This is a genomic window from Streptomyces sp. H27-D2 (assembly GCF_035828615.1).
Taxonomy (GTDB): Bacteria; Actinomycetota; Actinomycetes; order Streptomycetales; family Streptomycetaceae; genus Streptomyces.
The window spans coordinates 101,433-128,259 of the sequence record NZ_JAYMZR010000004.1; the positions used below are offsets into that span (position 1 = coordinate 101,433).

Annotated in this window: 23 protein-coding genes and 1 tRNA gene; 16 read left to right on the forward strand and 8 right to left on the reverse strand. The window is 71.0% G+C overall.

Annotation, left to right across the window (positions count from 1 at the left end; all coding sequences use genetic code 11):
- Positions 1-88: 88 nt before the first annotated feature.
- Positions 89-763, reverse strand: a complete 675-nt coding sequence (locus QMK28_RS02960; protein ID WP_326435359.1) for a TetR family transcriptional regulator — start codon at positions 761-763, stop codon at positions 89-91.
- Positions 764-968: 205 nt separating this feature from the next.
- On the opposite strand from QMK28_RS02960, the gene QMK28_RS02965 reads away from it, so the two are divergent.
- Positions 969-1,142, forward strand: a complete 174-nt coding sequence (locus tag QMK28_RS02965) for a hypothetical protein (protein WP_326435360.1) — start codon at positions 969-971, stop codon at positions 1,140-1,142.
- Between the two features lie 70 nt (positions 1,143-1,212).
- Positions 1,213-1,605, forward strand: coding sequence for a hypothetical protein (locus tag QMK28_RS02970; RefSeq protein ID WP_326435361.1), 393 nt, complete (start codon positions 1,213-1,215; stop codon positions 1,603-1,605).
- Here the strand turns inward: QMK28_RS02970 and QMK28_RS02975 are convergent.
- Positions 1,583-2,638, reverse strand: a complete 1,056-nt coding sequence (locus QMK28_RS02975) for a GlxA family transcriptional regulator (RefSeq protein WP_326435362.1) — start codon at positions 2,636-2,638, stop codon at positions 1,583-1,585. The two genes, QMK28_RS02970 and QMK28_RS02975, sit on opposite strands and share 23 nt — an antisense overlap.
- Before the next feature lie 71 nt (positions 2,639-2,709).
- Between QMK28_RS02975 and QMK28_RS02980 the strand changes: the two genes are divergently transcribed.
- Positions 2,710-4,218, forward strand: a complete 1,509-nt coding sequence (locus tag QMK28_RS02980) for an MFS transporter (protein WP_326435363.1) — start codon at positions 2,710-2,712, stop codon at positions 4,216-4,218.
- A gap of 11 nt (positions 4,219-4,229) precedes the next feature.
- Here QMK28_RS02980 and QMK28_RS02985 read toward each other — a convergent pair whose 3' ends face one another.
- Positions 4,230-5,465, reverse strand: coding sequence for an MFS transporter (locus QMK28_RS02985; RefSeq protein ID WP_326435364.1), 1,236 nt, complete (start codon positions 5,463-5,465; stop codon positions 4,230-4,232).
- 442 nt (positions 5,466-5,907) lie between these two features.
- Between QMK28_RS02985 and QMK28_RS02990 the strand changes: the two genes are divergently transcribed.
- Positions 5,908-5,983, forward strand: a tRNA-Arg gene (locus tag QMK28_RS02990).
- A gap of 188 nt (positions 5,984-6,171) precedes the next feature.
- Here the strand turns inward: QMK28_RS02990 and QMK28_RS02995 are convergent.
- Positions 6,172-6,504, reverse strand: a complete 333-nt coding sequence (locus QMK28_RS02995; protein ID WP_326435365.1) for a hypothetical protein — start codon at positions 6,502-6,504, stop codon at positions 6,172-6,174.
- A 161-nt stretch (positions 6,505-6,665) separates the two neighbouring features.
- Between QMK28_RS02995 and QMK28_RS03000 the strand changes: the two genes are divergently transcribed.
- Positions 6,666-8,009 (forward strand): tetratricopeptide repeat protein, encoded by a 1,344-nt coding sequence (locus QMK28_RS03000; RefSeq protein ID WP_326435366.1) that lies wholly within the window; start codon positions 6,666-6,668, stop codon positions 8,007-8,009.
- Positions 8,010-8,215: 206 nt separating this feature from the next.
- Positions 8,216-8,656 carry an SPW repeat protein gene (locus tag QMK28_RS03005; protein ID WP_326435367.1) on the forward strand — a complete coding sequence of 147 codons (441 nt, stop codon included), beginning with the start codon at positions 8,216-8,218 and terminating at the stop codon, positions 8,654-8,656.
- Positions 8,657-8,840: 184 nt separating this feature from the next.
- Here the strand turns inward: QMK28_RS03005 and QMK28_RS03010 are convergent, their stop codons facing one another.
- Positions 8,841-9,641: a carbon-nitrogen hydrolase family protein gene (locus QMK28_RS03010; protein WP_326435368.1), complete on the reverse strand. Its 801-nt coding sequence runs from the start codon at positions 9,639-9,641 to the stop codon at positions 8,841-8,843.
- 105 nt (positions 9,642-9,746) lie between these two features.
- Between QMK28_RS03010 and recQ the strand changes: the two genes are divergently transcribed.
- From recQ to QMK28_RS03035, 5 genes are all read left to right on the forward strand, one after another.
- A complete protein-coding gene (gene recQ / locus QMK28_RS03015) occupies positions 9,747-11,882 on the forward strand; it encodes a DNA helicase RecQ (RefSeq protein ID WP_326435369.1) in 2,136 nt (711 codons plus the stop codon).
- Between the two features lie 338 nt (positions 11,883-12,220).
- The gene (locus QMK28_RS03020; protein ID WP_326435370.1) at positions 12,221-13,000 is read left to right on the forward strand and encodes a hypothetical protein; all 780 of its coding nucleotides are present in this window, start codon (positions 12,221-12,223) and stop codon (positions 12,998-13,000) included.
- A gap of 11 nt (positions 13,001-13,011) precedes the next feature.
- A complete protein-coding gene (locus tag QMK28_RS03025) occupies positions 13,012-13,806 on the forward strand; it encodes a class F sortase (protein WP_326435371.1) in 795 nt (264 codons plus the stop codon).
- A gap of 111 nt (positions 13,807-13,917) precedes the next feature.
- Positions 13,918-14,655 carry a flavodoxin family protein gene (locus QMK28_RS03030; RefSeq protein WP_326435372.1) on the forward strand — a complete coding sequence of 246 codons (738 nt, stop codon included), beginning with the start codon at positions 13,918-13,920 and terminating at the stop codon, positions 14,653-14,655.
- A gap of 137 nt (positions 14,656-14,792) precedes the next feature.
- Positions 14,793-15,473, forward strand: coding sequence for a HutD/Ves family protein (locus QMK28_RS03035; RefSeq protein ID WP_326435373.1), 681 nt, complete (start codon positions 14,793-14,795; stop codon positions 15,471-15,473).
- 79 nt (positions 15,474-15,552) lie between these two features.
- Here the strand turns inward: QMK28_RS03035 and QMK28_RS03040 are convergent, their stop codons facing one another.
- A complete protein-coding gene (locus QMK28_RS03040) occupies positions 15,553-17,394 on the reverse strand; it encodes an MFS transporter (RefSeq protein ID WP_326435374.1) in 1,842 nt (613 codons plus the stop codon).
- A 378-nt stretch (positions 17,395-17,772) separates the two neighbouring features.
- Here QMK28_RS03040 and QMK28_RS03045 point away from each other — a divergent pair, with 378 nt between their 5' ends.
- A complete protein-coding gene (locus QMK28_RS03045) occupies positions 17,773-18,534 on the forward strand; it encodes a methyltransferase domain-containing protein (RefSeq protein WP_326435375.1) in 762 nt (253 codons plus the stop codon).
- A gap of 110 nt (positions 18,535-18,644) precedes the next feature.
- Here QMK28_RS03045 and QMK28_RS03050 read toward each other — a convergent pair whose 3' ends face one another.
- Entirely contained in the window at positions 18,645-21,416 is a 2,772-nt protein-coding gene (locus QMK28_RS03050) for a D-alanyl-D-alanine carboxypeptidase (RefSeq protein WP_326435376.1), read from the reverse strand.
- Between the two features lie 257 nt (positions 21,417-21,673).
- Between QMK28_RS03050 and QMK28_RS03055 the strand changes: the two genes are divergently transcribed.
- From QMK28_RS03055 to QMK28_RS03065, 3 genes are all read left to right on the forward strand, one after another.
- Positions 21,674-22,417, forward strand: coding sequence for a GOLPH3/VPS74 family protein (locus QMK28_RS03055; RefSeq protein ID WP_326435377.1), 744 nt, complete (start codon positions 21,674-21,676; stop codon positions 22,415-22,417).
- Positions 22,418-22,960: 543 nt separating this feature from the next.
- Positions 22,961-23,827, forward strand: coding sequence for a helix-turn-helix domain-containing protein (locus QMK28_RS03060; protein ID WP_326435378.1), 867 nt, complete (start codon positions 22,961-22,963; stop codon positions 23,825-23,827).
- 183 nt (positions 23,828-24,010) lie between these two features.
- Positions 24,011-24,220: a DUF397 domain-containing protein gene (locus tag QMK28_RS03065; RefSeq protein WP_326435379.1), complete on the forward strand. Its 210-nt coding sequence runs from the start codon at positions 24,011-24,013 to the stop codon at positions 24,218-24,220.
- A gap of 241 nt (positions 24,221-24,461) precedes the next feature.
- Here the strand turns inward: QMK28_RS03065 and QMK28_RS03070 are convergent, their stop codons facing one another.
- Entirely contained in the window at positions 24,462-25,301 is an 840-nt protein-coding gene (locus QMK28_RS03070) for a hypothetical protein (protein WP_326435380.1), read from the reverse strand.
- 241 nt (positions 25,302-25,542) lie between these two features.
- On the opposite strand from QMK28_RS03070, the gene QMK28_RS03075 reads away from it, so the two are divergent.
- Complete coding sequence (locus tag QMK28_RS03075) at positions 25,543-26,724, forward strand: aminotransferase-like domain-containing protein (RefSeq protein WP_326435381.1); 1,182 nt, start codon at positions 25,543-25,545, stop codon at positions 26,722-26,724.
- Positions 26,725-26,827: the final 103 nt, after the last annotated feature.

Here is a 26,827-nt window from a genome sequence, read left to right on the forward strand (position 1 = left end):
TGAGCCCTGCGGGCTTGCGGGGCTGAGGACTGCCGGTCACCCCCGGCCGGTCGCCGCCAGCCAGTCGCCCCCGGCTACTTGTCCCCGGCTACTTGTCGCCGTCCTTCCAGTGCAGCCGCCCGAGGCTGACCAGCCGGAGCTGCCGACGGGCGAGCCGGGCCGTACGGGCGATGCGCTGCTCGGCCTCGCTCGCCTCCGTCGCGGACCGGTCGCCTCCGGGCTCGACGGCCAGCGCCTCCAGGAAGGCCGCGGCGGTCATCACCATGTGGTCGACGTACAGCCCGGCGAGCATCCGGATGTCCTCCCGGCTCCAGCCGTCGGACACCGTCTGGACGGCGAGCGCCGAGGCGACCTCCTCGCTGAACCGGTCGAGCTCCGCCGCTATCGCCTCCCGTACGGGCCGTACGCCGCCGTGCCGCTCGCGGGCGATGAAGCGCACGTGGGGGCCGTGGTGGCGGACGTACTCGGCGATCAGGTCGACCGTGCGGTCGATCCGGGCCTCGGCGTCGTCCTGTTCGGCGAGGGTCGCGCGGATCATCGTGTGCAGGCTTTCGAGGGACTCCTCGACGAGCGCGACACCGAGGTCGCCCATGTCCCGGAAGTGCCGGTAGAACGCGGCCGGGGACACCCCGACCACCCGTGTGACCTCGCGCAATCCCAGGCTGCTGAGGCTCTGTTCCTCCAGCAGGTGGAGACCCGCGTCCATCAGCGCCTGGCGCGTCTTCTGTTTCTGGGCCTGCCGGACCCCAAGCGTGTGACTCATGTCATTCAGTAAACAACCGTTCTCTCACTTTGGCCAGCGTAGACTCAAACTCAGTGAACAAGTGTTACACCAACTGTTTACTGAACGCACTCCCGAACGACTCCGGCCGGAAATCCCGACCGGGCAGTCTCGGACCGTCAGCCCAAGTCCACGCCCCGCCAAGTCCACGCTCAAGTCCCCACTCTGGTACCAGGAAAGGCCGAACATGTTGTTCCTCGTCGCAGCCTTCGCCCTGATGGGGGTCCTGCTGGGCGCAGCGGCCCACATCCCGCTCCCGATCTTCTTCGCCGCCCTGGCCGCCATCGGCGGCTGGCTGCTGATCTTCGGAGTCCGCGAGCGCATCGCCCACACCCACCAGCACCACAGCCACAGCCACTGACCCCGACCCCGACGTCCCCCACCCCGTTCCGTCGAGGCGCAGGACACCACCTCACTCAGGGAGCTGACCCGTGAACCTCTACGCACCGACTCGCACATCCACTGACCACACCGACACCGCCACAGCCGCAGCCGCAGTCACCGCAGCAGACGCCCCAGACGCCACACCGGCCCCCGCGCAGGACGCCGCGAAGCCGACCTCCGGTCCCGGCTCCCGTCCCGCCGCGCGAACGCAGGCCGACGGCATGGCGGTCGCCTCGTTCATCCTGGGCCTGCTCGGCCTGCTGATGTTCAACATCGTGCTCGGCCCCTGCGCCCTCGTACTGGCCGGCCTCGCACTCGTACGCGGCACCGACCGACGCGGCAGGGCCTGCCTCGGCCTCGCCCTCGGCGCGGCCGACCTGATCATCCTCGGCGTGCTGGTGAACATCCACGGCAGCGTCATCTGGCAGTTCGGCGGCTGATCAGCGCCGCCTCCGCTGCCGCTCCCGCCCCCCGGAACGTACTGCGGTAAGCCCTCGGCGAGACGCCGAGAGCCGCATGCAGATGCTGCCGCAGCGAAGCCCCCGTGCCGAACCCCGCGTCCGCCGCGATCCGGTCGACGGGACGGTCCGTCTCCTCCAGCAACTGCCGGGCGCGCTCGATGCGTTGCTGGGTGAGCCACTGCACCGGCGAGATCCCGACCTCCTCCCGGAAGCGCCGGGTGAAGGTCCGCACGCTCATCGACTCCCGCGCGGCCAGCTCGCGCAGCGACAGCGGCCGGTCGAGATGCCCGAGCGCCCACGCGCGAGCCGCGCCGGTGGAGGAGAACTGCGGCTCGGGGACGGGACGTTGGATGTACTGGGCCTGTCCGCCCTCGCGGTGCGGCGGGACGACCGTACTGCGGGCCACGTCATTGGCGACCGCAGCGCCGTGATCGCGGCGGATCATGTGCAGACACAGGTCGATGCCGGACGCCTCGCCGGCCGAGGTGAAGACGTCCCCGTCCTCGGTGTAGAGCACATCCGGGTCGAGATCCACGTCCGGATGCAGCTCCCGGAAGCGGCCGGACGACTTCCAGTGCGTCGTCGCCCGCCGCCCGTCGAGCAGCCCGGCCGCCGCCAGCACGAAGGCCCCGGTGCAGATCGAGGCGGTCCGGGCACCGGGACGGATACGGGCGAGGGCGTCGCCGAGCGCTGCCGGGAGACACCCTCCCCCGAGCGATTCATCCTCCTCATGAGAGGCCGGAATCACCACGGTGCCGGCTTCGCCCAGCGCTTCGGGACCGTGCTCGACGTAGATGGGGAAATCCGCGTCCGTACGGATCAGACCGGGGACGAGCGCGCAGGTCACGACCTCGTACAGCGGCTCGCCGCCCGCCACCGAAGCCGCTGACGCCGTCGTCGTCGCCGTTGCCGCGCCGAACAGCTGGTGCACGAGGCCCAGCTCCATCGGCAGCACACCGTTCCGTACCAGGACGGCGACGTGGTGCCGGTCGGGGTGCGCGAATGCGGCCATGGCCCGATTCTTGCACAGGATGGCCATCGGGCCACTCGTTCGGCCGGGACGGGCGCAGCATGATTTTTTGCATGACACGCAGCATGGAACGGAGCACTGAGCAGCGGACCGAACCGCTGCCACAGGCCACGCCCGGCCCGCGGACCACGCCCCGCCCGCGGACCGCGCGCCGCATCCACCGCGCCTGGTGGGTAGCCGCGGCGGCCGCGCTCGCGATCATCGCGGCGGGAGCCTTCAGCACCATGCCGGGCCTGCTGGTCGGCCCGCTGCACGAGGAGTTCGGCTGGTCGCGCGGCACGATCGGCTTCGCGGTGTGGGTGAACATGGCGCTCAACGGCCTGGCCGCGCCGTTCGCCGCGGCGCTGATGGACCGCTTCGGCATCCGCCGCGTCGTGGCCGGGGCGCTGACGACGGTGGCGGTCGGCGCGGCGCTCACGACGGTCATGACCTCGGCCTGGCAACTGGCCCTCTACTGGGGCGTCCTGGTCGGCCTGGGCTGCGGCTCGATGGCGATGGCCTTCGCCGCGACCGTAACCAACCGCTGGTTCACCCGCCGCCGCGGCCTGGTCACCGGCGCGCTGACGGCGGCCGGCGTCTTCGGCCAGTTCGTCTTCCTGCCGCTGCTGGCCTGGGTCATCGAGCGCTACGAATGGCGCACGGCGACCGTGACGGTGATGCTGACAGCGCTGATCGTGGTCCCGTTCGCCTGGTTCCTGCTGCGCGACCACCCGGCGGACGTGGGGTTGAGGCCGTACGGGGCGGAGGGGTCGGCTCCGATCCGGATGCCGTACGGGGCGTCGGGGCCGGCTCCGATCCCGAAGCCGTACGGGGCAACGGAGTTCACCCCGAAATCCGCCCCGACGCAGGGGGCACCAGGGAGCCCCCCGACCCCCGCTCCGACCCCCGCTCCGACCCCCGCCCCTGCCCCCGGCCCGACACCCGGGGCGGCCCGCCGCACCGTACGCGTCCTCCGCGACGCGGCCAGAACAGGCCCGTTCTGGCTGCTGGCGGTGACTTTCGCGATCTGCGGCGCGTCGACGAACGGCGTGATGTGGACGCATTTCACCCCGGCGGCCCACGACCACGGCATGCCCGCGACCGCCGCGGCCTCGCTGCTCGCCATGATCGGCGTCTTCAACGTGGCGGGAACCGTCGCCTCGGGCTGGCTCACCGACCGCCTGGACCCGCGCCGTCTGCTAGCCGTCTACTACGCGCTGCGCGGGCTCTCGCTGGTCCTGCTGCCGCTGCTGCTGTCCTCGACGGTCCAGCCCTCACTCGTCACCTTCGTCATTTTCTTCGGCCTCCTGGACGTGGCCACGGTCCCGCCGACCATCGCCCTGTGCCGCGAGTTCTACGGCGACGACAGTGCCATCGTCTTCGGCTGGATCCTCGCCGCCCACCAACTCGGCGCCGGCCTCATCGCCTTCCTCGGCGGCCTGGCGCGCGACGCCTTCGGCTCGTACGACCTGGTCTGGATCGCGTCGGGCGCGCTGTGCGCGATGGCGGCGCTGCTGGCGCTGGTGCTGCGGGGGCCGGCCGACCGCCGGACGCGGGCGGCCGGCCCGCTCCGGCCGGCGTGACGCCGGTGGACTCAGCCGCGACCGCCGGCGCAGGGGACAGGCACGGCCGCGAGCACCGGTACCGGTGCGGGTACGGGTGTGGCAGACACAGGAGCGTCCGCGAGACCGGGTGCGAGACGGCGCCTGAGATCGGGGATGAGGGTGGCGATTCCGATCACAGCCATGCCGGCGCCGAGCCACACCGGGGCGCGCAGTCCGAACCAGTCGATGCCCAGCCCGCCGAGCGAGGAGCCGACGATGACGCCGAGGGTGATGAAGGAGGAGTGGACGGAGTTGACCAGCGGCCGGGCGTTGGCCGTGCGCTGGACACGGGTGATCATCGCCGGATTCATGGTGACTCCGACCAGACCGATGCCCATCATGAACACCACCGCCGGAACGCTGAGGTGGGCCAGCAGCGCGAACCCGACGAGAAAGATCAGGTTCAGGACCAAGCCGCACAGCAGGACGGCGATGGTGTGCCGGTCCGCGAGCCGCCCGACGATGTGGTTGCCGATCACGGTGGCGGCGCCGTAGGCGATGAGCAGCAGCGGGACGGTGCCGGTGCTGAACCCGGTGACCTCGGTGAGGATCGGGTTGAGGTAACTGAACACGGAGAACGTCGCGCCGATGATGAGGGTGCTCGTGGCGAACACCAACCACAGCCTGGGATTCTTGAAGACGCCGAGTTCCTGCCGGAAATCCCCGCCCCCCTCGGCACGCTCCAGCCGTGGCACGCCGACGACCGTGGCCAAGGCTGCGATCACCGTCAGGACGGCGATGGCCCAGAATGCCGCGCGCCAGCCCAGGTGCTCTCCGATCAGCGTGGCCAGCGGCAGCCCCAGCAGTGTGCCCAGCATCAGACCGTTCATGGCCACCGCGATGGCCCGCCCCCGTATCTCCGGTCGCGTCAGCTGGGCGCACATCGAGAGGGAGACGCCGAAGAACGCGGACGAGGCGATGCCGGTGATGACACGCGCCACCACCATGACCGAGTAGTCGGTCGCTGTGGCAGCCAGCATGTTGCCCGCCAGGAAGACCGCGAACAGCACCATCAGCGCTGCTTTTTGACGCGCCTTCAGCATCGCGACGGTCAGCACGGGCCCCCCGACGGCCATGGCCACCGCGAAGGCGGTGATGAGGTAGCCGACCTGCGGGATGGTGGCGTCCAGCCCCCCGGCCATCTGCGGCATGAGCCCGGCGACGACGAACTCGCTGGTCACCATGGCGAAGATGCCGAGGGCCAGTACATATACAGCACGAGGCACGATGAGTGCTCCCTCTCCTGCGTCCAATGCATCCCGTGGGGCGGGATGAGCCCGTACAGCCAACCCTTCGCTTTTCCTGACCGATCGTTCCAATAAGCGGACAGACGGGGACGCGCCCCCACCCCGAGGAAGCCCCGGAGCGCGACGGACCCAACACCTGACCCACCGCGCTGTCCAGCCAGCGCCTGCCGACCAGGCAGCCCGCACGGCCCGGCCCCCCAGCGTCACGTTCGGGTCGAACCCCTTCCCCCTGCCCACGACGTCGACCCTATACATATTTGACCGTTCGTTCCACAATCCTGCCCGCGTAGCGCCCCGACTCGCCCCTCCTCGCTTCAACGCCCCCACTCCCGGCGGCCACCCCGCCGGGGCCCCGCCGAGGACGCCCGCCCCGCCCGTACAGCAGATCCGCTAACCTGTCCTGGACCGCTTCGGCAGTCACGCCTCCGTAGCTCAGGGGATAGAGCACCGCTCTCCTAAAGCGGGTGCCGCAGGTTCGAATCCTGCCGGGGGCACCAGTAGTACGAGCCGGAACAGCAGAGAAGGCCCAGGTCGGAGCAGCTTCCGGCCCGAGCCTTACTCATCCCTCACGCTCGGCGTACGGCCTCAAAACGGTCCGCGTACGGGGTGGATTCGAGGGATAATCTCCCGAATCCGCCCCAAATGATCTCGGCGTTGCAGCTGGCACGCCGGCACAGGCCGCGCCTCACCCGAGCCGCCGCGAGAGCGCGTCCTGCCGGGCGTCGATAGCCCGCTCCATCTGGATGGCGAACACCTGCATCTGCGCCGGGTCGAGCAGCAGGGCCGTGTCCGTGGTGCGGCCGTCGCGGAAGTGCACCCGCACGCGGAGCGACGCCTGCTCGGCCCCGTGGTCGTAGCGCACATCCCGCTTGAGCATGGTGACGTGCTGGATCATCGTCGAGCCGTCCTGTTCCTCGGAAGTGGCTGGTGGCAGCTGGTCGGCGGGGGTGGTTCGCGGTTCGTCGGCGGCATCGGGCGTCCGGTCGGCCGAGGCGCTTTCGCGAGGTGAGCGGGGCATTGGATTCACTCTCTCTGAAGCATCGATGGATGAGGCCGGCCCAACCGGGACCGTGAGGATTGGGCGGGTGATGTCCAGTCAACGACCTCACGCAGCCCGCGTGGAGGGGCCAGGATGTGGGCCAGGCGTAGTCCCGTGTGGGCCAGCGGCAAGGAGGCGGGGTGCTGGGCGGCGAGGAGATCGCGGAAGCAATTCGACAGGCCTGCGCGGCGCGCGGCTGGGGGCCCTCCAAACTCGCCCGTGCGGTCGGTGTCGCCGAGGGGCACGGACCGCACGGCGTCGACCGGCAGTCGGCTCGCCGCTGGATGACGGGCAAGCGGTGCCCCACCTACTGGCTTCCGTACATCGCTGACGTCCTCAAGCTGGACTTGGACGGGCCGGAGGCTTCAGCGGCTGCTTCAGAGGCTGAGGAATCCGCCGAGCCGGCAGTCGTAGCCACCGATACCGTGACATCAGTCATCGAGCTGGGGAGGAGCGACGTGCACCGCCGGAGTTTCCTGGCCGCCACCAGCGGTTATGCGCTGAGTGCCCTCGCACTGCCCGACCTGGAGAGCGTCACCCGCCGCACCAGGACCGCGCCGGCCGGAGCCGTGCGCGTCGGAGCCGGTGAGGTCGCGGCCATTGCGCAGATGGTCAGGGCGCTCGGCGACGCGGCCGCGGAACTCGGCGGCGGCCACGCCCGGCACCTCGCCGTGCGCTACCTGACCGAAGACGTGGCCCCCTGGCTGAACGGGAAGTACACCGAAGCCACCGGCCGCGAACTGTTCGCCGCCACCAGCCAACTCGTGCACCTGGCAGGCTGGATGGCCCAGGACGAGGGCAACGCCCCCGAGAACCAGGGCCGCGCCCAGCAGTACTACGCGCACGCATACCGGCTCGCCGCCGAAGCGGGTGACCGCGAACTCGCCGCCACCGCCTTGCGCGGCATGGCGGTGCAGGCCATCGACCTCGGATACCGGGCCGAAGCCGTCCAGTTGGGCGAAGCATGCGTCAGCTACGGCCGGCACCTGGAGAACCCGAGAGCTGTGGCGTATTACGAAGCCACCCTGGCGAACGCGGCAGCGCAGGATGACGACCGGCACGCAGCCGCCCGCCACCTCGCACTCTCGGAAGCAGCCATCGGCCGCCCCGCTTCCGGCTCGGGCGCATCGTGGGCCGCCCACTACTCACCAGGCCGGTGGGCTCACGAATCAGGCATGATCCTGACCCGCCTCGGCGACCTGGACGCCGCCGAGGAACACCTGCGCCTCGCGCTGGAGATCCACGGCCTCGACCGCCGTCGGACCCGCGCGATCGTCCTCGCCGACCTCGGCGGAGTCCGTCTGCGCCGAGGCGACGTAGATGGGGCGCTGGTCACCTGGGGCCAGTTCGTCAGCTGTGCGGAGGGCATCCGCTCGGTGAAGGTCCGCACCGCCGCCGCCGACATGCGGACACGACTCAACCGCTTCCAGGGGCTGACCGGCGCGGATGCGTTGAGGCACCGGTCCGCCCGGCTCCTGGCATGACACCCGCCGGGGAGGTCATCTCGGCAAACAGCCCGGCTGGCCGCGGCAGCCCTGGGCGTCGACCGCCGCCATCCGCGCTACCCGGAACTTTCTCAATCCCCCATAAGCTACATCTACACATAAAGGGAAGATAAGTGCACAATGGAGTCGCGACTCCACGTCGCGCAACGCGGTCAGACTTGTAAAAGCCGAAGGAGGCGAGTCGTATGGCCGACGTCTCACACCGCCCAGGTGATCTCGCAGGGCACCCAGACGCGTCGGAAATGCGGGACAGGTATGCCCGCATGCTCGGGAAGCGGGGTGTCGTGGCAGTCGACGGGCTGCTGTTGCTCGCGGGTCTGTACGCGGCGATCTCGCCCTGGACGGTTCACTTCTCGGCATCGAGCAGTGAACTCGCGTTGAACAACCTGATCATGGGCATCGCCGTCGCCGTTATCGGCCTGGCGCTGACCGCGGCACCGGAGCGGATGCAGGGCCTCAGCGGGGCCTGCGCGGCTATCGGCGTGTGGTTGATCGTGGCGCCGTGGGTGGTCACCCGCGATCCCGGCACCGGCATGATCTGGAACAACATCATCGTCGGAGCCTGCATCTGCCTGCTCGGACTCACAGCCGCGGGCATGGTGATGCGCAACAACAGAGAGACCTGAGGAAGGTCCGGAGAGAGTCGAACCTCGGGCCCGAAGACAGTGACCCGAGTGACCCGAGTGACCCGAGACGGAGGGACGCCACCCGCGTACCGGCGCGGGCGGCGGCCCTACCGTGCGTTCCCGGCCGCGCGCTCGCCGTAGCGGTCCGCGCTTCCCCGGCCGGGCCTCCGCCGGGGGCCGCCCCCTACCCCAGCGGCAAGCGCCGGTTGGCCAGTACGGACACCTTCTGCCGCACGGACGCGACCTCCGCGATGTCCAGGTCCGCCACCAGCAGCCCCGGCCCGGCACCCAGCTGCTCCCGCATCCGGCCGTCCGGGCCGACCACCGCGCTGTACCCGATGCCAGTCGGCGCACTCCCCCGCGTCGGCTCGCCGATCGTCGTGGGGTCGGCCTGGCCGACCGCCGCCAGCCAGATCGTCGCGTCCAGGGCCCGTGCGCGGAGGAGCAGGTCCCACTGGTCCCGTTTACCCGGTCCCGCGCCCCAGGAGGCGGGGAGCAGCGAGACCGCGGCTCCCGCGTCCGCGTGGGCCCGGAAGAGTTCCGGGAAGCGGATGTCGTAGCAGGTGGCGAGGCCGAAACGGACGTCGTCCACGTCGATGGTGACGATTTCCGCGCCGGGCGCCACCGTGTCGGACTCCGCGAAGCCGAAGGCGTCGTAGAGGTGGATCTTGTCGTAGCTCGCCTCGACTCCCGGGCCGGTCGCGATCAGCGTGTTGGTGACGCGGCCGTCCGGCGCCGGGGTGAACATGCCGGCCACCACCACGATGCCCTCGGCCTGGGCGATCGAGCGGACCTCGGTGGCCCAGGGGCCGTCCAGCGGTTCGGCGACCGGGCCGAGCGGGATGCCGAACCGCGTCATGGTTGCCTCGGGCAGGACGACGATCCGTGCGCCCGCCTGCGCGGCCGCACGCGCCTGGGCGCGTACGGCGGCGAGGTTGTCCTTCGGGTCGGTTCCGGCGGCGATCTGGCTCAGTGCGATGCGCATCCGTCTCACGTACTCCGCTCACTTGGTCCGGGTCACTTGGTCCCGGTCGCCCCCGGGTTATCCACAGCGTCACACGAGCCGCGACGCTCCTCGTAGACTGCCCGAATGACTGACCTCGACAACCGTCCCGAGACAAGCGACGCGTTGCGGGTCCTGCACCGCGTCTTCGGCTACGACTCCTTCCGCGGAAGCCAGCAGGAGATCATCGACCATGTGTGCGGTGGCGGGGACGCCCTCGTGCTCATGCCCACCGGCGGCGGCAAGTCGCTGTGCTACCAGATCCCCGCCCTGGTCCGCGAGGGTGTCGGCGTCGTCGTCTCGCCGCTGATCGCGCTCATGCAGGACCAGGTGGACGCGCTCAGGGCGCTCGGCGTGCGCGCGGGCTTCCTCAACTCCACGCAGGACCTCGACGAGCGCCGGATGGTCGAGGCGTCCTTCCTCGCGGGTGAGCTGGACATGCTCTACCTGGCCCCGGAGCGGCTCCGGGTCGAAGCGACGCTGCGGCTGCTCGACCGCGGCAAGATCTCGCTGTTCGCCATCGACGAGGCGCACTGCGTGGCCCAGTGGGGGCACGACTTCCGCCCCGACTACCTCGCGCTGTCCGCGCTGCACGAGCGCTGGCCCGACGTGCCCCGCATCGCGCTGACCGCGACCGCCACCGAGGCCACCCACACCGAGATCGCCTCCCGGCTGAACCTCGGAGACGCCCGTCACTTCGTGGCGAGCTTCGACCGCCCGAACATCCAGTACCGCATCGCGCCCAAGAACGAGCCGAAGCGGCAGCTCCTGGACCTGCTGCGGGCCGAGCACCCCGGCGACGCGGGCGTCGTCTACTGCCTGTCCAGGAACTCCGTCGAGAAGACCGCCGAGTTCCTGGTCAAGAACGGCGTCGACGCCGTGCCGTACCACGCGGGGCTCGACTCCCGGGTGCGCGCCGCGAACCAGTCGCGCTTCCTGCGCGAGGACGGCGTGGTGGTCGTCGCCACGATCGCGTTCGGCATGGGCATCGACAAGCCCGACGTACGCTTCGTCGCCCACCTCGACCTGCCCAAGTCCGTCGAGGGCTACTACCAGGAGACCGGCCGCGCCGGGCGCGACGGGCTGCCCTCCACCGCCTGGCTCGCCTACGGGCTCCAGGACGTCGTCCAGCAGCGCAAGATGATCGAGACTTCCGAGGGCGACGAGGCACACCGCCGGCTGCTCGGCACCCACCTCGAAGCGATGCTGTCGCTGTGCGAGACGGTCGAGTGCCGCCGTATACAGCTGCTCGCCTACTTCGGCCAGCAGAGCACCGCGTGCGGCAACTGCGACACCTGCCTCTCGCCGCCCGCCTCGTGGGACGGCACGATCCCCGCGCAGAAGTTCCTCTCGACGGTGCTCCGGCTCGCCCGCGAGCGGCGGCAGAAGTTCGGCGCGGGCCAGATCATCGACATCCTGCTCGGCAAGAAGACGGCCAAGGTCATCCAGTTCGACCACGACGCCCTGAGCGTCTTCGGCATCGGCACCGAGCTGAGCGTCACGGAGTGGCGCGGAGTGGCCCGCCAGCTGCTCGCGCAGGGGCTGGTCTCCGTCGAGGGCGACTACGGGACGCTGGTGCTCACCGACGCCAGCTCCGAGGTGCTCAGCCGGCAGCGCGAGGTGCAATTGCGCCGCGAGCCCGAGCAGCCGGCCCGCGCCGCGAAGGCCGCCAAGTCCCGCCGTTCCGCCACGCCCGTGGACCTGCCCCAGGAGGCCGTACCGGTCTTCGAGCGGCTCCGCGCCTGGCGCGGGGCCACCGCGAAGGAGCAGGGCGTGCCCGCGTACGTCATCTTCCACGACGCGACCCTGCGCGAGATCGCGACGGCCGCGCCGTCGACGCTGGACGAACTCGGCACGATCAGCGGCGTCGGCGAGAACAAACTCGCGAAGTTCGGGGAGCAGATCCTGAGCACGCTCGGCGGTGAGGCGGGCGCGGCGAGTGCGGCGGGCGGGTCGGGTCAGCCGGATGCGGCGGGCGCGACTCCTGCGCCGGGCGCGGTCCCCGCACCGGCTGCGGCAGCACCCGTACCGGCCGCCGCAGCAGCGCCGGCTCCCGCACGGGGTGCGGCGAGCGCCGGCGGGGCGAGCGGTACGAGTGGCACGGCCCGCAGCGGGTCGGCTCGCGGCGGCGCGGCCCGCGGCAGCGCGGGCGAGTTCGAGGACTGGGCGGCTCAGGAGGAGCCCTCGTTCTACGAGGACGGACCGCCGCCGGACGACGAGTGAGTGACGGCGAGCCGAAGGCTGACAGCCTGACGGCTCGACGACGCAACGATGCGACGACGCGAGAGCCCGGCGGGGCCGGACACACATCCGCCCCCCAACCAAGATTCTTTCGGGTCACCCACCCGCCAAACCCGCAGGCCAACGCCCCTGAGCGGTCAATTCGCCCACCCCACAAGCAAGTTGACGCCCCACCGGACCAATCCGAACCCCCAGCGGCTCCGAATGCGCAATGCAGGGCAGCGGCCCGCGCATCAAGCGCGGCAGTCGGCGCCCGGCATCCGTGACCGCTCTGCGGTTCCCGCCCCCGCGGGGATCGCCCGGAAAGGGGTTCCACGCTCATGACAGTCAAGCGCTCGATACGGATCGCGGCTCTGGCCGCTCTCCCCGCCGTCTTCGCCCTCTGCGCGGCCTCCCCCGCCCTGGCCGCGGACTCCCAGGCGTTTCAGATCGACCTCGAGCAGCTGAACGACTCCGGTGGCAGCGGCACGGCCATGCTGAGCATCAACGGCAGCCAACTGACGGTCAAGATCGAGTCCGAGGGGCTGGTGCCCGGCCAGCCGCACGCCCAGCACATCCACGGTTCCACCCAGGGGCACAACTTCCACTGCCCCCCGGCGAGCGCGGACAAGGACGGCGACGGGATCGTCAGCACCGGCGAGGGGATCCCGCACTACGGCGACATCAACATCTCGCTGACCACCAAGGGCGACACCTCCAAGGAGAGCGGCCTCGCCATCGACCGGATGCCCACCGCCGACGCGAACGGGAAAGTGTCCTACGAGCGCACCATCACCGTCTCGAAGGCCGTCGCGACCCACATCCAGGACCTGCACGTCGTGCAGCACGGCATCGACCCGAACAAGAACAAGGAATACGACTTCGGCAAGGGCAAGAGCGAACTGGACCCGAAGCTTCCGCAGGAAGCCACCGCACCGGCCGTCTGCGGCATCGTCAAGGGCGCGTCGGTCGGCGCGATGCCGGTCGGCGGCGTCGAGACCGGGTCCGGGAGCCCTGAGGGCATCGCGGACACCCCGGCGCTCGCCATCGGGGGCACCGCGCTGCTCGCCTCCGCCGGGGCGTTCGCCGCGATGCGGCTGCGGACTCGGCAGAGCCGTTGAACAGGCCCGGCGTGAATGACCCCGCTGCCTCCGGGCACCGATCGGGTGCACGCTCCGGTTCACGCTCCGGTTCACGCTCCGGCCGCCGCTCCAAGCGCGGCCGCCGCACCCTCCTGGCCACGGCCGGCACCCTGGCCGTCGTCGCCATCACGCTGCTGGCCTTAGGGGTCTCCCAGCAGGAATCGGAACCCGCGCGCAACGCGTCGGGAACACCGCCATCAGCGCCGGGCAACCCCCAGGCCGGCGGCTCGGCGGCATCCGGCGAGCCGCCCCCGGCGGGCGAAGCCGGCGGCGGCTCCGGCTCGGGGAAGGACTCGGGGAAGGAGGTGGACGTCCCCCGCCATCCGCCCCTGAAGGCGTCCACGCCCGCCCGCATCAAGATCCCCGCGCTGAGGGTCTCCGCCGGCCTGGAGAAACTGGGCCTCGGCACCGGCGGAGCCATGGACACCCCGCGCGACCCGGCGAAGGCCGGCTGGTACACCCCCGGCCCGGCCCCCGGCGCCCAGGGGCCGTCCGTCATCGCCGGTCACGTCACCTGGAACGGCGAACCGTCGGTGTTCTTCCGGCTCGCCTCCCTCAAGGCCGGCGACCGCATCGACGTCACCCGCCGGGACGGGCGCACCGCCGTGTTCACCGTGCAGCGCATCGCCCGCTACGCCAAGGACCGGTTCCCCACCGTGGAGGTCTACCGCAACCTGGACCACGCCGGGCTGCGGCTGATCACCTGCGGCGGCGAGTACTCCAAGTCGGACCACCGCTACGCCGACAACATCGTGGTCTACGCCGCGCTCAGCGACAGTAAGTAGCCGGACAACCGTCAGTCAGCGGTCGGCGGCTCCTGGGAGTAGCAGCGGGTGCGGTCCCTGCCCCACCATGCTCGGGTGGGGCAGGGACCGCACCGCCCGAGGAGGCATACCGTGACCACAGAATCCGGGAACCCCGGACAGCCGCCGCACCGCTACGAGGACCTGCGCGCGCTCTTCATCAACTGCACGCTCAAGCCCTCGCCCCAGGTGAGCAACACCCAGGGGCTCATCGACATCAGCCGTTCGATCATGGAGAAGCAGGGCGTACGGGTGGACGAGATCCGCGCCGTCGACCACGACATCGCCGTCGGCGTCCGCCCCGACATGACCGAGTACGGCGCCGAGAGCGATGAATGGCCGGTCCTGTACTCACAGGTGATGGGCGCGGACATCCTGGTGCTGGCCGGCCCCATCTGGCTGGGCGACAACAGCTCGGTGATGAAGCACGTCATCGAGCGGCTCTACGGCTGCTCGGGCGTGCTCAACGACGCCGGGCAGTACGCCTATTACGGGCGGGCCGGCGGCTGTCTGATCACCGGCAACGAGGACGGCATCAAGCACTGCGCGATGAACATCCTCTACAGTCTCCAGCACATCGGCTACAGCATCCCCCCGCAGGCCGACGCGGGCTGGATCGGCGAGGCGGGCCCTGGCCCCAACTACCTCGACCCCGGCTCCGGCGGGCCGCAGAACGACTTCACCAACCGCAACACCACCTTCATGACCTGGAACCTGCTGCACCTGGCCCGGATGCTGAAGGACGCGGGCGGCTTCCCGGTCTACGGCAACCAGCGCTCCGAGTGGGACGCGGGCTGCCGCTTCGACTTCGACAACCCGGAGCACCGCTGAGGGACGGCCGACTCGTAGCGTCAGAAGGCCGGTTCGGGGGTGGGACGCCGGGGGCGGGACGCCGGGGGCGGGGTCCGGCGGCGCGGTCGGGCAGGGCTCTCGGGTCGATGTCAGTGGCTGCCCGTACGGTTGCCCGCATGGACGGAAAGCAGAGCGCGGCGGTTCAGGTCCTGCTGCTGCGGGCCGGTGATCGCAGGCCCGTGCCGTGGGCCAACGGCGGCGGCGTGACCCGGGAGGTCGCCGCCGGGCCTGCCGGTGCGGCGCTCGCCGACTTCGACTGGCGCGTCAGCCTGGCCGACGTGGCGCGGGACGGCCCGTACTCGCCCTTCGCCGAAGTCGACCGGATCATCACGGTCGTGGAAGGGCCGGGCATGACGCTGACTGTCGACGGCGGGCCGCCCTCCGTGATCGAGCCGTACGCGCCGTACTCGTTTCCCGGAAACGTGGCGACGGACTGCCGGCTCGTGGGCGGGCCCATCGTCAACCTCAACGTCATGGTCCGACGAGCACGGGCCGCCGCGACCGTCGAGATAGTCCGGGATGACCGGGACAGCCGTGACAACCGGAACGGCCGGGACGAGGAGCCGCAAACGCTGCCCGTATGCCGTCCCGGCGTGAGCGTGCTCGTCGTCGCGCTGGCCGGCTCAACGACACTCGACACGGCGGGCTCCGGCGCGACGGCCCCCGCTCCGGCAACCCTCGCCCGCTTCGACGCCGCCCTGCTGACCACCGCCACCCCGGCAACGCTGCGCACGGACGGCCTCGCGGCCGTCATCACGCTCACCGACTTGTCCGTCCCACTTGTCCGTCCGACTTGATCAGCCCGGTCTGATCAGCCCGTCTGATCAGTGCAGCGTGATCAGTGCAGATCAGTGCAGCGTGATCCGTCCGGCCTGATCAGTCCGACTCGTCCGGACACGGCGTGCCGCGCGGCAGTTGGTACGGGGCGGCCAGCCGGTACGTACCCGGGTGCGGGGCGTGCAGCAGGGTCCACTCGTCCTCCACCTCGCCCGTCTCGTCCATGGTCTCCGTCTTCGTCAGACAGCCGTCGCGGTTCACCATGGACGCGCCGTCCTCCGGCTTGTTCGGCGGCTTGACGCTCTTGCCCTGGCCGTCGACCAGTCCCAGCCACGGCGAGTACGGAATCCGGATGAGCACCGGCCCGGCGGACTTCACGGTGATGGTCAGCTCACCGGCGTCGGCCCGCTGTACGGACGCGGGCGGGTCGGCGAGCGGCGTCGGGTCCTTCACGCGGTAGAGCTTCCAGTTCGCGTCGGACCACACCTCGCGCAGGTACGGCTGGCCTTCCGTGAGGAGCTTCGCCTCGTCGAGGCCCGCCCCGTCCGGCTCGCCCGCGGGCAGTACGACGTAGCGCACCGCCCAACGGTGCAACCACTCGTGGTACGTGCTGGAGGTCAGCGCGTTCTCGTCATAGAAGAGCGGATTGCGTTCGAGGTCCGCCTGCCGGTTCCAGCCGCGAGCGAGGTTGACGTACGGCGCGAGGGCCGAGGCCTCACGGTGGCTCCGCGCCGGGACGACCTCGACCCGGCCGCGGTCGGCGTCGAGCCGTTGCAGCTGGTCGACCAGCGGCGCCAGTTCGCGGGCCCAGGCGGCCGCGGGCTTCGTGTGCATGATGTCGTCGATCGTCTTGAAGCCGTGCCACACGGTGACCGTCACCAGCGCGAGCACCAGCGCCTTCCACTGCCGGGTGCCCCGCGCCACGAGCGGCAGCGCGCACAGCAGCACGACCCCCGCGAAGATCATCGCGAGCCGGCTGACATTCGTGCCCACCTGGGAGGGGACGACCCAGGTCAGCAGCACGCCGACGGTGTAGATCACGGCCCCCACCCGCACCGTGAGCCAGTTCTTCGGCACCACCAGACACACCGCGACGCCGAGAGTCATCGGCAGCACCGCCGACCCGAAGGACATCGGCTGGGTGCCGGAGAAGGGGAACAGCCACGCGGACAGCCCGACCACCAGCGGCGGCCCGATGCCCAGCGCGTACGCCGCCTGACGGCGCTTCGACAGGAACAGCCCGCCGGCGACCACCTCGATGAACAACCCCGCCACCGGACTGCCGGCGGTCGCCACCGCGGTCAGCAGCACCGCCACCCCGGCCCGTACGTACCGGTGCGAGACCCGCATGGTCCGCCAGCGCGCGGGCCAGACGAACACCACGGCCACCGCGGCCAGCCCGAAGAGCATGCCGAGCCCGAAGGTCACCCGGCCGGAGATCGCGTTGCAGGTCAGCGCGACGGCCCCGTAGATCGCGGGCGTCATCGGCCGCTTGACCGCACCACTGCGGGTCAGGATGAGCGCCAGCAGCCCGGCCGACAGCGTGCCCGCCAGCACCATCGTGGTGCGCACGCCGAGGACCGCCATCAGATACGGCGAGATGACGCTGTACGAGACCGGGTGCATCCCGCCGTACCAGGCGAGGTTGTACGCCGAGGCCGGGTGCTGCCCGACGAACTCCGCCCAGGCGTCCTGCGCGGCCAGGTCGCCGCCGCTGTTCGCGAGGAAGAACACCCAGAGAATGTGCAGCACGGCCGCCGTGAACAGCGTGACCGTAACCGGGTGCCGCAGTACGCGCAGCACCCGCGGCGCCCCTCGCCCGGCGTCCTTCCCGCCGTCCACCGCCTCCGGCGGCTGCCGCTGTGCCGGGATGCGTATTCGCGCGGCAGTCGTCCCGCAGCCGGAATCGTCATCGGCACGCGTCGGCTCAGCGGTGGTCACTACGGCTCTCCCCGTCTTCCCCTGGCGTCCTGCCAGGTCTAACGCTGCGCCGGTTCCCCATGGTTCCCCCAGCTGGTCATACCGGGCGTACCGACCGTGCGACGGTCGCGACGCTAGCACGCGCGCGGGCGCGCGGCGGCGTCAGGTCGGCGCGCGCTGGACTCGCGTCTCACCCGTGGCGTACGGCGGGTTCGGGGGTCGTCGGCGCGGCGGACCGGGTGCGCTCAGGGAGGCGGCGCGGGCTCGGCCGGTGGGGCGGCTCGTGCAGCGACAGGTGCGGCGGCCCCGTGGAACGGCAGGTGGGGCGGCTCTCGGAACGGCTCCTGGGGCGGCCGGTATTCGGTGGCGTATCCGCTGCTTTGCCGCGATGATCGAGATATGTCACATGCTTTCGACGATCTGGTGGCCGAGGCCGAGACCGTCCCGGTGGACGGCTGGGACTTCTCCTGGCTGGACGGCCGGGCCACCGAACAACGCCCCTCGTGGGGCTATCAGCGCGCGATGGGCGAGCGGCTGGCCCGCGTGTCCGCCGCGCTGGACATCCAGACCGGCGGCGGGGAAGTCCTCGCCGGGGCCCCGAAGCTGCCCGTTCTGATGGCGGCCACCGAATCCTGGCCGCCGAATGTCGCCAAGGCGACCGCGCTGCTGCACCCGCGCGGGGCCGTCGTCGTCACGGACGAGGACGAGCCGCCGCTGCCGTTCGCCGACGCGGCCTTCGACCTGGTGACCAGCCGCCACCCGGTGACCGTGTGGTGGGCCGAGGTCGCCCGGGTGCTCCGCCCCGGCGGCACGTACTTCTCCCAGCAGGTCGGCCCGGCCAGCGTCTTCGAGCTGGTCGAGTACTTCCTCGGGCCGCAGCCCGAGGAGATCCGGCGCAAGCGCGACCCCGAGGACGCCCGACGGGAGGCCGTCGCCGCCGGGCTGGAGGTCGTCGACCTGCGGCCGGAGAGCCTGCGCACCGAGTTCTACGACATCGGGGCGGTCGTCTACTTCCTGCGGAAGGTGATCTGGATGGTCCCCGGCTTCAGCGTCGACCAGTACCGGGACCGGCTGCGGCAGTTGCACGACCGGATCGAGAGCCAGGGCCCGTTCGTCGCGCACACGACGCGCTATCTGATCGAAGCCCGCAAGCCCGGCTGAGCGTGGGCCCGGCTGAGCCCAAGAGCGAACGCGGAGGAGCCCCCGCCGTCCAAGAAGACGGCGGGGGCTCCTCCGCTCAGCCCTGTGATCATCGCTGACCGGCTGCCCGATCAGCCGACGCGCGTCAGCTTCGAGCCGAAGGCCGGTTCCGTCAGCGCCTTCTGGAGCGCCACCGGCACCTTCACCTGGCCGGGGCCGCTGCCCACCGTCAGCGTGCCGACCACTGTGCCCGCCTTCGCCTCGTGCGGGACGGTCTTGCCGCCGTCGTTGAGCGCCAGCCGCACCTTGAGTCCGGACCAGCCGACCGCCGTCACGTCCTTCGTCGCGATGACCGGCGTCGTGCCGCCCAGGCCGTCGTCCACCTTCCCGACGACGTCGCCCTTCTTCACCACCGTGGTGGACTTGAGGGTCGCCTGCGCCGCCAACAGCACCTTCTTGCTCGCGGCGTTCACGGTGTCGATGATCGAGGGCTTGTGCTGCCCGAGCACCGCGCCGACGATCAGCTGTGTGGTGCCGCCGACCTGCTTCTCACCAGCGAAGAGCAGGTTGCCACCGGCCTTCGTCGTGCTGCCGGTCTTGATGCCGACCGCGCCGTCGTACGGGACGAGCCTGTTGTAGTTCTGCCAGGTCTTGCCCGAAGTGTCCTTGAACGAGGGCAGCTTGGTGACGGCCTTCAGCGCCGGGATCTGCATGGCCATCTTGCCCAGCTTCACCTGGTCCACGGCGGTGCTCACCGTCGCCTCGCGCAGCCCGCTCGGGTCGGTGTACGTGGTGTTCTTCATCCCGAGATCCTTCGCGGCGGCGTTCATCTTCTTCACGAACGCCGTCTCGGAGCCGCCGTCCCAACGCGCCAGCAGCCGGGCGATGTTGTTCGCGGACGGGATCATGATGGCCTTGATGGCCTCCAGCTCGTTGATCTTGTCGCCGGCCTTCACGGTGTCGAGCACCGACTCGCCCTCGGCGGACGCGTCGTCCTCCGCCTTCTTGTCGACGGGGATCAGCGGGCCCTTCTCGCCTACCTTCAGCGGGTGCTCCTTGAGGATGACGTACGCCGTCATCACCTTGGCCACACTGCCGATCGGGAGCGGCTTCTGCGCACCGTACGTACCGAGGCTGCCGAGGCCCGTGACCTCCACGTACCCCTGGCCCTCGGTCGGCCACGGCATGGCCGGCTTCGCGCCGTCGAACGTATGCGTCGCGGGCGCGGTCAGCGGCAGCGTCGGCGTCGGCAGCGGCCGGGCGGCCTGCACGACCGCGAAGACGACCGCCAGCAGCACGGCGATCGGCGTCCAGATCTTGAACCGCCGCACGATGGTCCGGGTCGGAGTCTCGCGCTTGGGCGGGGTGTTGGTGAGCGCGGCGAGCAGGTCGAGCGGCGCCGGCGGACCCGACGGTTCGCCCGGACCGTCGGACGGCACGTCCGTGCCGGGCGGCTCGGGAGGCAGCGGCTGCTGCTTGGTCCGCTCCGCCTCGGGCAGCCCCGGCTGCACACCCGGCGCGCGAGCCGCGGTGGGCGCGGCAGCGGGGGCGAGCGCGGGTGGAGCGGGCGGGGCGGACGGAGGTACGGGCGGGGCGGACGGCGCCGAGGGCGCGCGGGGGGTGGGGGGCGCGCCGGGAACCGCGTTGGGAGTCGCCTTGGCCGCCTCGCCAGGGGCCACCGTCGGCTTTGTCGGCGGCATCGCCGGCATCGGCGGTTTGCTGGTCGCCGGGTCGTCCGAGGACTTCAACGGCACGAAGCGACTGGTCCGCTCGGCGGGCGACTCCTCGTCGGAGCGCTGCGCCCCGCCAGGCTTGGACGCCCAGCCGGCCGGGGGCCGTACGGCCTTGAACGCGGTCGTCGGCCGATCCACGGGCTTCGCCCCGGCGGCCGGCCGGTCCGCTGCTCCGGCCTCCGGCTTCGCAGCCGGTTCCGCTGTGGGTTCGGCTGGTTCCGCTGCTGTCTTCGCTGCTGGTTCCGCTGCCGTTTTCGCTTCCGGCTCAGGCTTGGGATCGGCCTTCGGAGCGGTCTTCGGAGCGGTCTTCTTCGACGGCTCGGGAGCGCCGCGCTTCACAGCCGCGAACGTTGTCGTCGGCTGATCCACACGCTTCGCGGCGGGGCGCTCGGCAGCCTTGGCGGGGCTGTCGCCCTCGTTGCCGCTGTCGCTGTCGGCCTCGCCGGCGCTGTCGGCCTCGTCACCGGTGTCGCTCTCGCGGTCGTCGGCGAGGTCCGCTCGCGCGGGTTCCGTGGGTTCATCGCTGGTGCCGGACGTGCCGGACGAGCCGGACGAGCCGGACGAGCCGGGAGTCGACGTCTCAGGAGTCGGCGTGACGGCAGTCGGCGTGGCCGCGGTCGGGGCGGCGGCCTTGGAGCCGTCCGCGTCGGGAACCTCGGGCGCGTCGTCGCCGACCTGCGGCTTCTGCGCGTGGTCGATTTCGATGTCGGCGTCCTCCTCAAGTTCGTCCGGGCCAGTACCGGCGACCCAGGCCGCGACGGCGGCACGCAGCCGCTCCTCGCTACCGGGCGAGCCATCGGCAGTGGGCTTCGCTGTGCTCGTACCCGCGGGGCTTGTGCTCGTACCCGCGGGGCTGTCATCCGTGCCGCTCTCGTCCGCGGCCTTCCTGTCGTCCGGACTGTCCGGATTATCCGGACCGTCCGGGCCGTCCGAGCTCTTCGGGCCGGTCACGCCGGCCTCAGCGCTTTCGTCGGGCCGGGAACGCTCGGCCTCGGGCGCACCGCCCGCGCCGGGTTCGCCGGCCTCATCGGCCAGTACTCCACCGCCTCGCGCGCCACCGCCCGGCACTTCCGCTGTGCGGAAAGCCGCCAAGCGCGGATCGCGCTTCTCCCGGGTCGTCTCCCCCGACGACTTCCGCTGCTCCAACTTGTCGGGGGACTCGCCCGCCACCGATGCCTCCATACGTCACGCGGGACATCCGAACGCCCTGTGACGCCGTGCCCCGCTGCCCTCTACCGCTGTCCCAGTGTCCTGTGTCCGCCGATGCGCGGCCTCCTCGCCACGCAGCCACACCCCCCATGAAGGCGTCGCCCACGTGCTAGACGAGAACGACATACCTACTGGTTCCCTCCCGAAGCACCCACGCACTCTCGACAGGTCGGTGTGAGAGGGGTCACCCTGTCATTCATCCACGCGGGGAGGCATGGATGGGCAGGAGCCGCAGAACAATTCCGGAGGAGCTTCTGTTGCTCGCCTTGGACCCGACCACGGGAACAACGGCGCAGCCGCAGTCGCTCGACCTCGGCCTGGCCGGGGCACAGCTAGTGGAGCTGGCTCTGGCAGGACGGATAGCCCCTGACGGGGATCGTATCGCCGTGGTGCTGCCACGGCCGACAGGAGATCCGACTTTGGACTCCGCGCTCGAACTGTTGCGCCGCCGCGGCAGTCCGGTGCGGGCCGTCAACTGGATCGGCGGGCCCCGACTGGGGCTGCGCCAGACGTATCTCAACCACCTGGAGCGGTGCGGCATGGTGCATGCCGTGGCCGGCCAGATGTGCGGGGTACTACCGACAACTCGCTACCAAGCGACGGAAACGGCGATCAGCCGGGAGATCAGGACCCGACTGGACAATGCGATCCGCACCGGCGTTCCGCCGGACCCGCGGACCGCGGCGCTTGCCGCTCTGGCCCACGCGGTCGGGCTCGGCAAGCACCTCTACCCCGGGAACGAGGGGCGCTCATCGCGCTCCCGGCTCCGGGACCTGATCAGGCACGACCCCATGGGCGGTCTCGTCGCACACGCCGTGATGGATGTGCAGAACGGCGTCGGCGCCCAGCCGCGGCGCTCGCCGGCCGTAGTGGCGCCCATGCGCCAGTCGGCAGTCGAGTCCGCGGGCGTTCCCGCACAGTCGCGGCACGGGAGCATGGCCCGCGTCGGGGCGGCGCGCTGAGTTCCGGTCCCTACGGCCGGAGCAGCGCGGGCGGGAACGAGCGCACCGCCGCTCGGAAGTCCGCAGCACCGAAGTACCGAAAGACCGCAGTACCGAAGATCACCGATCGCTCCCTGGGGCCTCAACCGCCCCACGGAGCACCAACCGCTCAACCCGGATCCCATCGATCCGCCAACCGCACCGCAGTCCCCAATGACCGGTTCGGGAGCCGCTGTGACGCGCGGGCCTCGCGCGCCTGGCGTGTACGCGTCGGAAGCTCGGCGGAACCCTCCCCCCCCCCCCCCCCGCCCCGCGCGCATTTCTGTGCCGCGCGGGCCTGTGCCGCGCGGGCCTGTGCCGCGCGGGCCTGTGCCGCGCGGGCCTGTGCCGCGCGGGCCTGTGCCGCGCGGGCCTGTGCCGCGCGGGCCTCGCGCGCCTGGCGTGTACGCGTCGGAAGCTCGGCGGAACCCTCTGTGCCCATTTCCCAGCGCGGCCCTGACCAGTGGTGGCAGTCTGCTGGGACAACAGCCGCACAAGCAGTACAAAGCCGGAGGTGCACGTCCCGTGGCGTCCAATGTCAATCCCACCGTCAGGCGACGACGGTTGGGGCAGGAGCTGCGTCGGCTCCGCGAGCTCAAGGGCATGACGGCCGAAGAGGTCGCGGAGCGGCTGCTCGTCTCCCAGTCGAAGATCAGCAGGCTGGAGAACGGCCGCCGCAGCATCAGCCAGCGCGATGTCCGCGATCTGTGCGGGGTCTACGACGTCGAGGACCACCGGATCGTCGACTCGCTGATGCAGATGGCCAAGGACTCCCGCCAGCAGGGCTGGTGGCACGCCTTCGGCGACATCCCCTACAGCGTCTACATCGGCCTGGAGACCGAGGCCGCCTCGCTCCGGGTGTACGAGTCGCTGCTGGTGCCGGGGCTGCTCCAGACGCCCGGCTACGCGGAGGCCGTCATCCCCGGCACGGTGCCGGAACTGGCCCCCGACCAGCTCGACAAGCGCATCCAGGTGCGGATGCGCCGCCAGGGGCGGGTCAGTCAGCCGGAGCCCGAGCTGCGGCTCTGGGTCGTCATGGACGAGAGCGCGCTGCGCCGGGTGGTGGGCAGCCACCTCGTCATGCGCGAGCAGCTGGAGCACCTCGCCCAGATCAGCCTGCTGCCGCACGTCACCGTCCAGGTGCTCCCGTACGAAACCGGCGCGCACGCCGGCATGTCGGGCACCTTCTCGATCCTGGAGTTCGACGACGCCGCGGATTCGAGCGTGGTCTACATCGAGGGCGTGACCAGCGACCTGTATCTGGAGAAGACCAACGATGTGCACAAGTACACGATCATGTACGAGCACCTCAGGGCGCAGGCGCTGCCCGCCGACCAGAGCCGTGAGTTCATCGCGGCGGCAGCCAAGCGGCATGCGGACCAGTCCGGATGACGTCCCGCGATTTCCTTGCCTCGCGGGCAAAACGCGGCAGGTTACACCCCAGTACCCACCGTTGAACAGGGATCAAGAAATATGCCATCCGGTCGGGTGAACGGCCGCTGTCAACAGTGATGTTGCGGCGTAGCGTCGCTTGTGTCGTAACCAGAGCAACACACAGTGACGCTGGAGTAGATCATGGTCATGCAACCGAACTCCGCCTTCTCCTGGAAGAAGTCCTCGCACTCAGGGGGCAATGGCGCGTGCGTGGAGGTAGCCGCTCCCGTGACAAGCGCGATCGCCGTACGCGACTCGAAGGACCCTGACGGCCCCCGGCTCACCTTCGAGACCGGTGCTTGGTCCGCCTTCGTCGCGGACGTCAGCGCCGGAAACTTCGACCTCGGCTGAGGCAGCCACCACCACTGGACGTCGTATCCCATCCGCCACCACAGCAGTGCGGCACAACGCGCGGTGAAACGTCACCGCAGTACCGCGGTTGAACCGCATCGCATCACACACAGCAACGGGCCCTCTCGACTGGACGCCGTCCCGGCCGAGGGGGCTCGGCCACGCCCGGCACCCCGAGCCCCCGGCCTCCCCCGAGCCCCCGGTGCCTCCCAAGCCCCAGCCCTCCCCTCTCCCCCTCCCCCTACCGCAGCTCGTCGACGTAGCGATCCGTGCCGGGAATCGTCGGGATGAACGGAGCCATCAACTCCACCCGCCCGAGCCCGGACTCCGCCACCTCCGCGCCGAGGCCGGCGAATCGCTCCGCCCAGATCTCGCGGGGGTCCCGCTGGAGGAACCAGAGCAGCGTGAGGCGGGTGTCGACGCCTTCCACCTGCTTCACGTACGTCATCCGGTCGCCCGGCAGCGGGGTGGGCCTGAAGACGGTGACCATGGCCGCCGGGGAGCCGCTCAGCCGCTCCGGCAGGCGCTTCGCCCGCAGCCAGGCCAGGAGTTCGGCGCGCTGCTCGGGGCTGTCCGCGTCGATGACCTCGACGACCAGGCCGGCGTACGGGTGGTCGAGGGCGTGGAAGTCCCGCGGCCCGGCGGCCCCGTCGCGGTAGACGGTGGCCTCGTGGTCCTGGAAGGCCGTGAAGACGTGCGTACGGTCCTGGTGGACACGGCCGTCCCGGTTGAGCCGCTTGTTGATGCCGACGGTCCACTTCATGTGGTCGGCGTAGCGCCCCTCGGTGATCCAGTAGGTGGAGAGGTAGCAGCCCGCCGTGACGGGCTGGGCGACCGCGGACTTCTCCGGATAGCGCAGGAGTTGCAGTTCGCGAGTGGCAACCCAGCGGCGGCCCGCGTACATCCAGGGCATGGCCATCGCGCCGGCCATGTAGTGGTCGTCCTCGTACCAGCGGTTGTAGGCGTGCTCATGGCCGGGATGCGGTTCGACCATGGTGATCAGGGCGTGGCCGGGGCGCACTCCGTACGGTCCGACGGAGGCCAGTTCGGCGTAGGTCTCGCTGCGGGTGTCTTCTGCCATGGCCACAGGTGTAGCTGACGTCACGTCAGATGTGGAGGGGTGCGACCCGTCCGGCATCCGGGTGGCCGGGGCGCGGCTCGTCCGCACCGTTTAGGATGCCCGCATTTAAGATGCCCGCATCCCGCGCCTGGCTCGCGCGGCGCCGGACGCACCCATGAACCAGACGTATGAACCAGACGTACGGGTGCCGACGCCGATGAAGCAGACGCGCGCGTGCCAGACGTACGAGTGAAGGAGCCCCATGCGTGCCGCCGCCCCCTCCCTGTCCAGCCGCACGATGTCCGTCGCGGGCTCTCCGGTACGCGAGATCCTCGAACTCACCGGCCGGCCGGGAATGATCTCCTTCGCGGGCGGACTGCCCGCCCCCGAGCTGTTCGACGCGGAGGGCGTCAGGGCCGCCTTCGCGCGGACGCTGGCCGAATCCCCCCAGCAGGCGCTCCAGTACTCGACGTCCGAGGGCGTCCCCGCGCTGCGGGCCGCCGTCGCCGGGCGGATCGCGGCGCGCGGGCTGCCCACGGACGCGGACGACCTGGTGGTGACCAGCGGGTCGCAGCAGGCCCTCACCCTGGTCAGCACGGCGCTGCTGGATCCGGGGGACGTGGTGCTGGTCGAGGACCCGGGCTATCTGGCGGCGTTGCAGTGCTTCGCCTTCGCGGGCGCGCGGGTGGTGCCGGTGCCCTGCGACGAGTACGGCGTGGACACCGAGGCGCTCGCCGGGCTGATCGAGCGCGAGCACCCGAAGCTGCTCTACCTGGTGCCCACCTTCCAGAACCCGACGGGCCGCACCCTGCCCGAGGCCCGGCGGCGGGCGGTCGCGCGAGTCGCCGAGCGGCACGGGGTGTGGATCGTCGAGGACGACCCGTACGGCGAGTTGCGCTACGAGGGCGAGCCCGTGCCGTGGATCTCCTCCTACCCCGAGGTCTCGGACCGGTCCGTGCTGCTCGGGAGCTTCTCGAAGATCATGGTGCCCGGCCTGCGGCTGGGCTGGCTGCGCGCGCCCGAGCCGCTGCGGCGGGCCTGCGTGGTGGCCAAGCAGGCGTCGGACCTGCACACCTCGACGCTCAACCAGCTCGCGGCGGCGCACTACCTGGCCGACACCGACCTGGAGGCGCACCTGGAGAGGGTACGCGCGGCCTATCGGGAGCGCCGGGACACGCTGCTCGCCGGGCTGCCGGCCGCGCTGCCCGAGGGCTCCCGCTGGAACCGGCCGGAGGGCGGCATGTTCATCTGGGCGCAGCTCCCCGAGGGCATGGACGCGACGGCCCTGCTGACCGCGGCGGCCGCGCAGGACGTGGCGTACGTGCCCGGCGCGCCGTTCTACGCCGGGCCGGCCGACAACACGTCGCTGCGGCTGTCCTTCACGACCCATACGCCGGCCGAGATCCGCGAGGGCCTGAACCGGCTGGCGAAGGCGCTGCGTTAGGGCGGCGCCGGGCTCAGCCGATCCCCGGCCCGCGATCGCCGACCCGCGACCCTACTCGTCCGGCCTTCCGCGCACCCCTGGCCTTCTGCGCAGCACCACCCTA

Bases quoted from the DNA above. Each gene is read 5' to 3' on its own strand.
- QMK28_RS02960 (WP_326435359.1), bottom strand. From the start codon at position 763: ATGAGTCACACGCTTGGGGTCCGGCAGGCCCAGAAACAGAAGACGCGC.
- QMK28_RS02965 (WP_326435360.1), top strand. From the start codon at position 969: ATGTTGTTCCTCGTCGCAGCCTTCGCCCTGATGGGGGTCCTGCTGGGC.
- QMK28_RS02975 (WP_326435362.1), bottom strand. From the start codon at position 2,638: ATGGCCGCATTCGCGCACCCCGACCGGCACCACGTCGCCGTCCTGGTA.
- QMK28_RS02980 (WP_326435363.1), top strand. From the start codon at position 2,710: ATGACACGCAGCATGGAACGGAGCACTGAGCAGCGGACCGAACCGCTG.
- QMK28_RS02995 (WP_326435365.1), bottom strand. From the start codon at position 6,504: ATGCCCCGCTCACCTCGCGAAAGCGCCTCGGCCGACCGGACGCCCGAT.
- QMK28_RS03005 (WP_326435367.1), top strand. From the start codon at position 8,216: ATGGCCGACGTCTCACACCGCCCAGGTGATCTCGCAGGGCACCCAGAC.
- QMK28_RS03010 (WP_326435368.1), bottom strand. From the start codon at position 9,641: ATGCGCATCGCACTGAGCCAGATCGCCGCCGGAACCGACCCGAAGGAC.
- recQ (WP_326435369.1), top strand. From the start codon at position 9,747: ATGACTGACCTCGACAACCGTCCCGAGACAAGCGACGCGTTGCGGGTC.
- QMK28_RS03020 (WP_326435370.1), top strand. From the start codon at position 12,221: ATGACAGTCAAGCGCTCGATACGGATCGCGGCTCTGGCCGCTCTCCCC.
- QMK28_RS03035 (WP_326435373.1), top strand. From the start codon at position 14,793: ATGGACGGAAAGCAGAGCGCGGCGGTTCAGGTCCTGCTGCTGCGGGCC.
- QMK28_RS03045 (WP_326435375.1), top strand. From the start codon at position 17,773: ATGTCACATGCTTTCGACGATCTGGTGGCCGAGGCCGAGACCGTCCCG.
- QMK28_RS03055 (WP_326435377.1), top strand. From the start codon at position 21,674: ATGGGCAGGAGCCGCAGAACAATTCCGGAGGAGCTTCTGTTGCTCGCC.
- QMK28_RS03065 (WP_326435379.1), top strand. From the start codon at position 24,011: ATGGTCATGCAACCGAACTCCGCCTTCTCCTGGAAGAAGTCCTCGCAC.
- QMK28_RS03070 (WP_326435380.1), bottom strand. From the start codon at position 25,301: ATGGCAGAAGACACCCGCAGCGAGACCTACGCCGAACTGGCCTCCGTC.
- QMK28_RS03075 (WP_326435381.1), top strand. From the start codon at position 25,543: ATGCGTGCCGCCGCCCCCTCCCTGTCCAGCCGCACGATGTCCGTCGCG.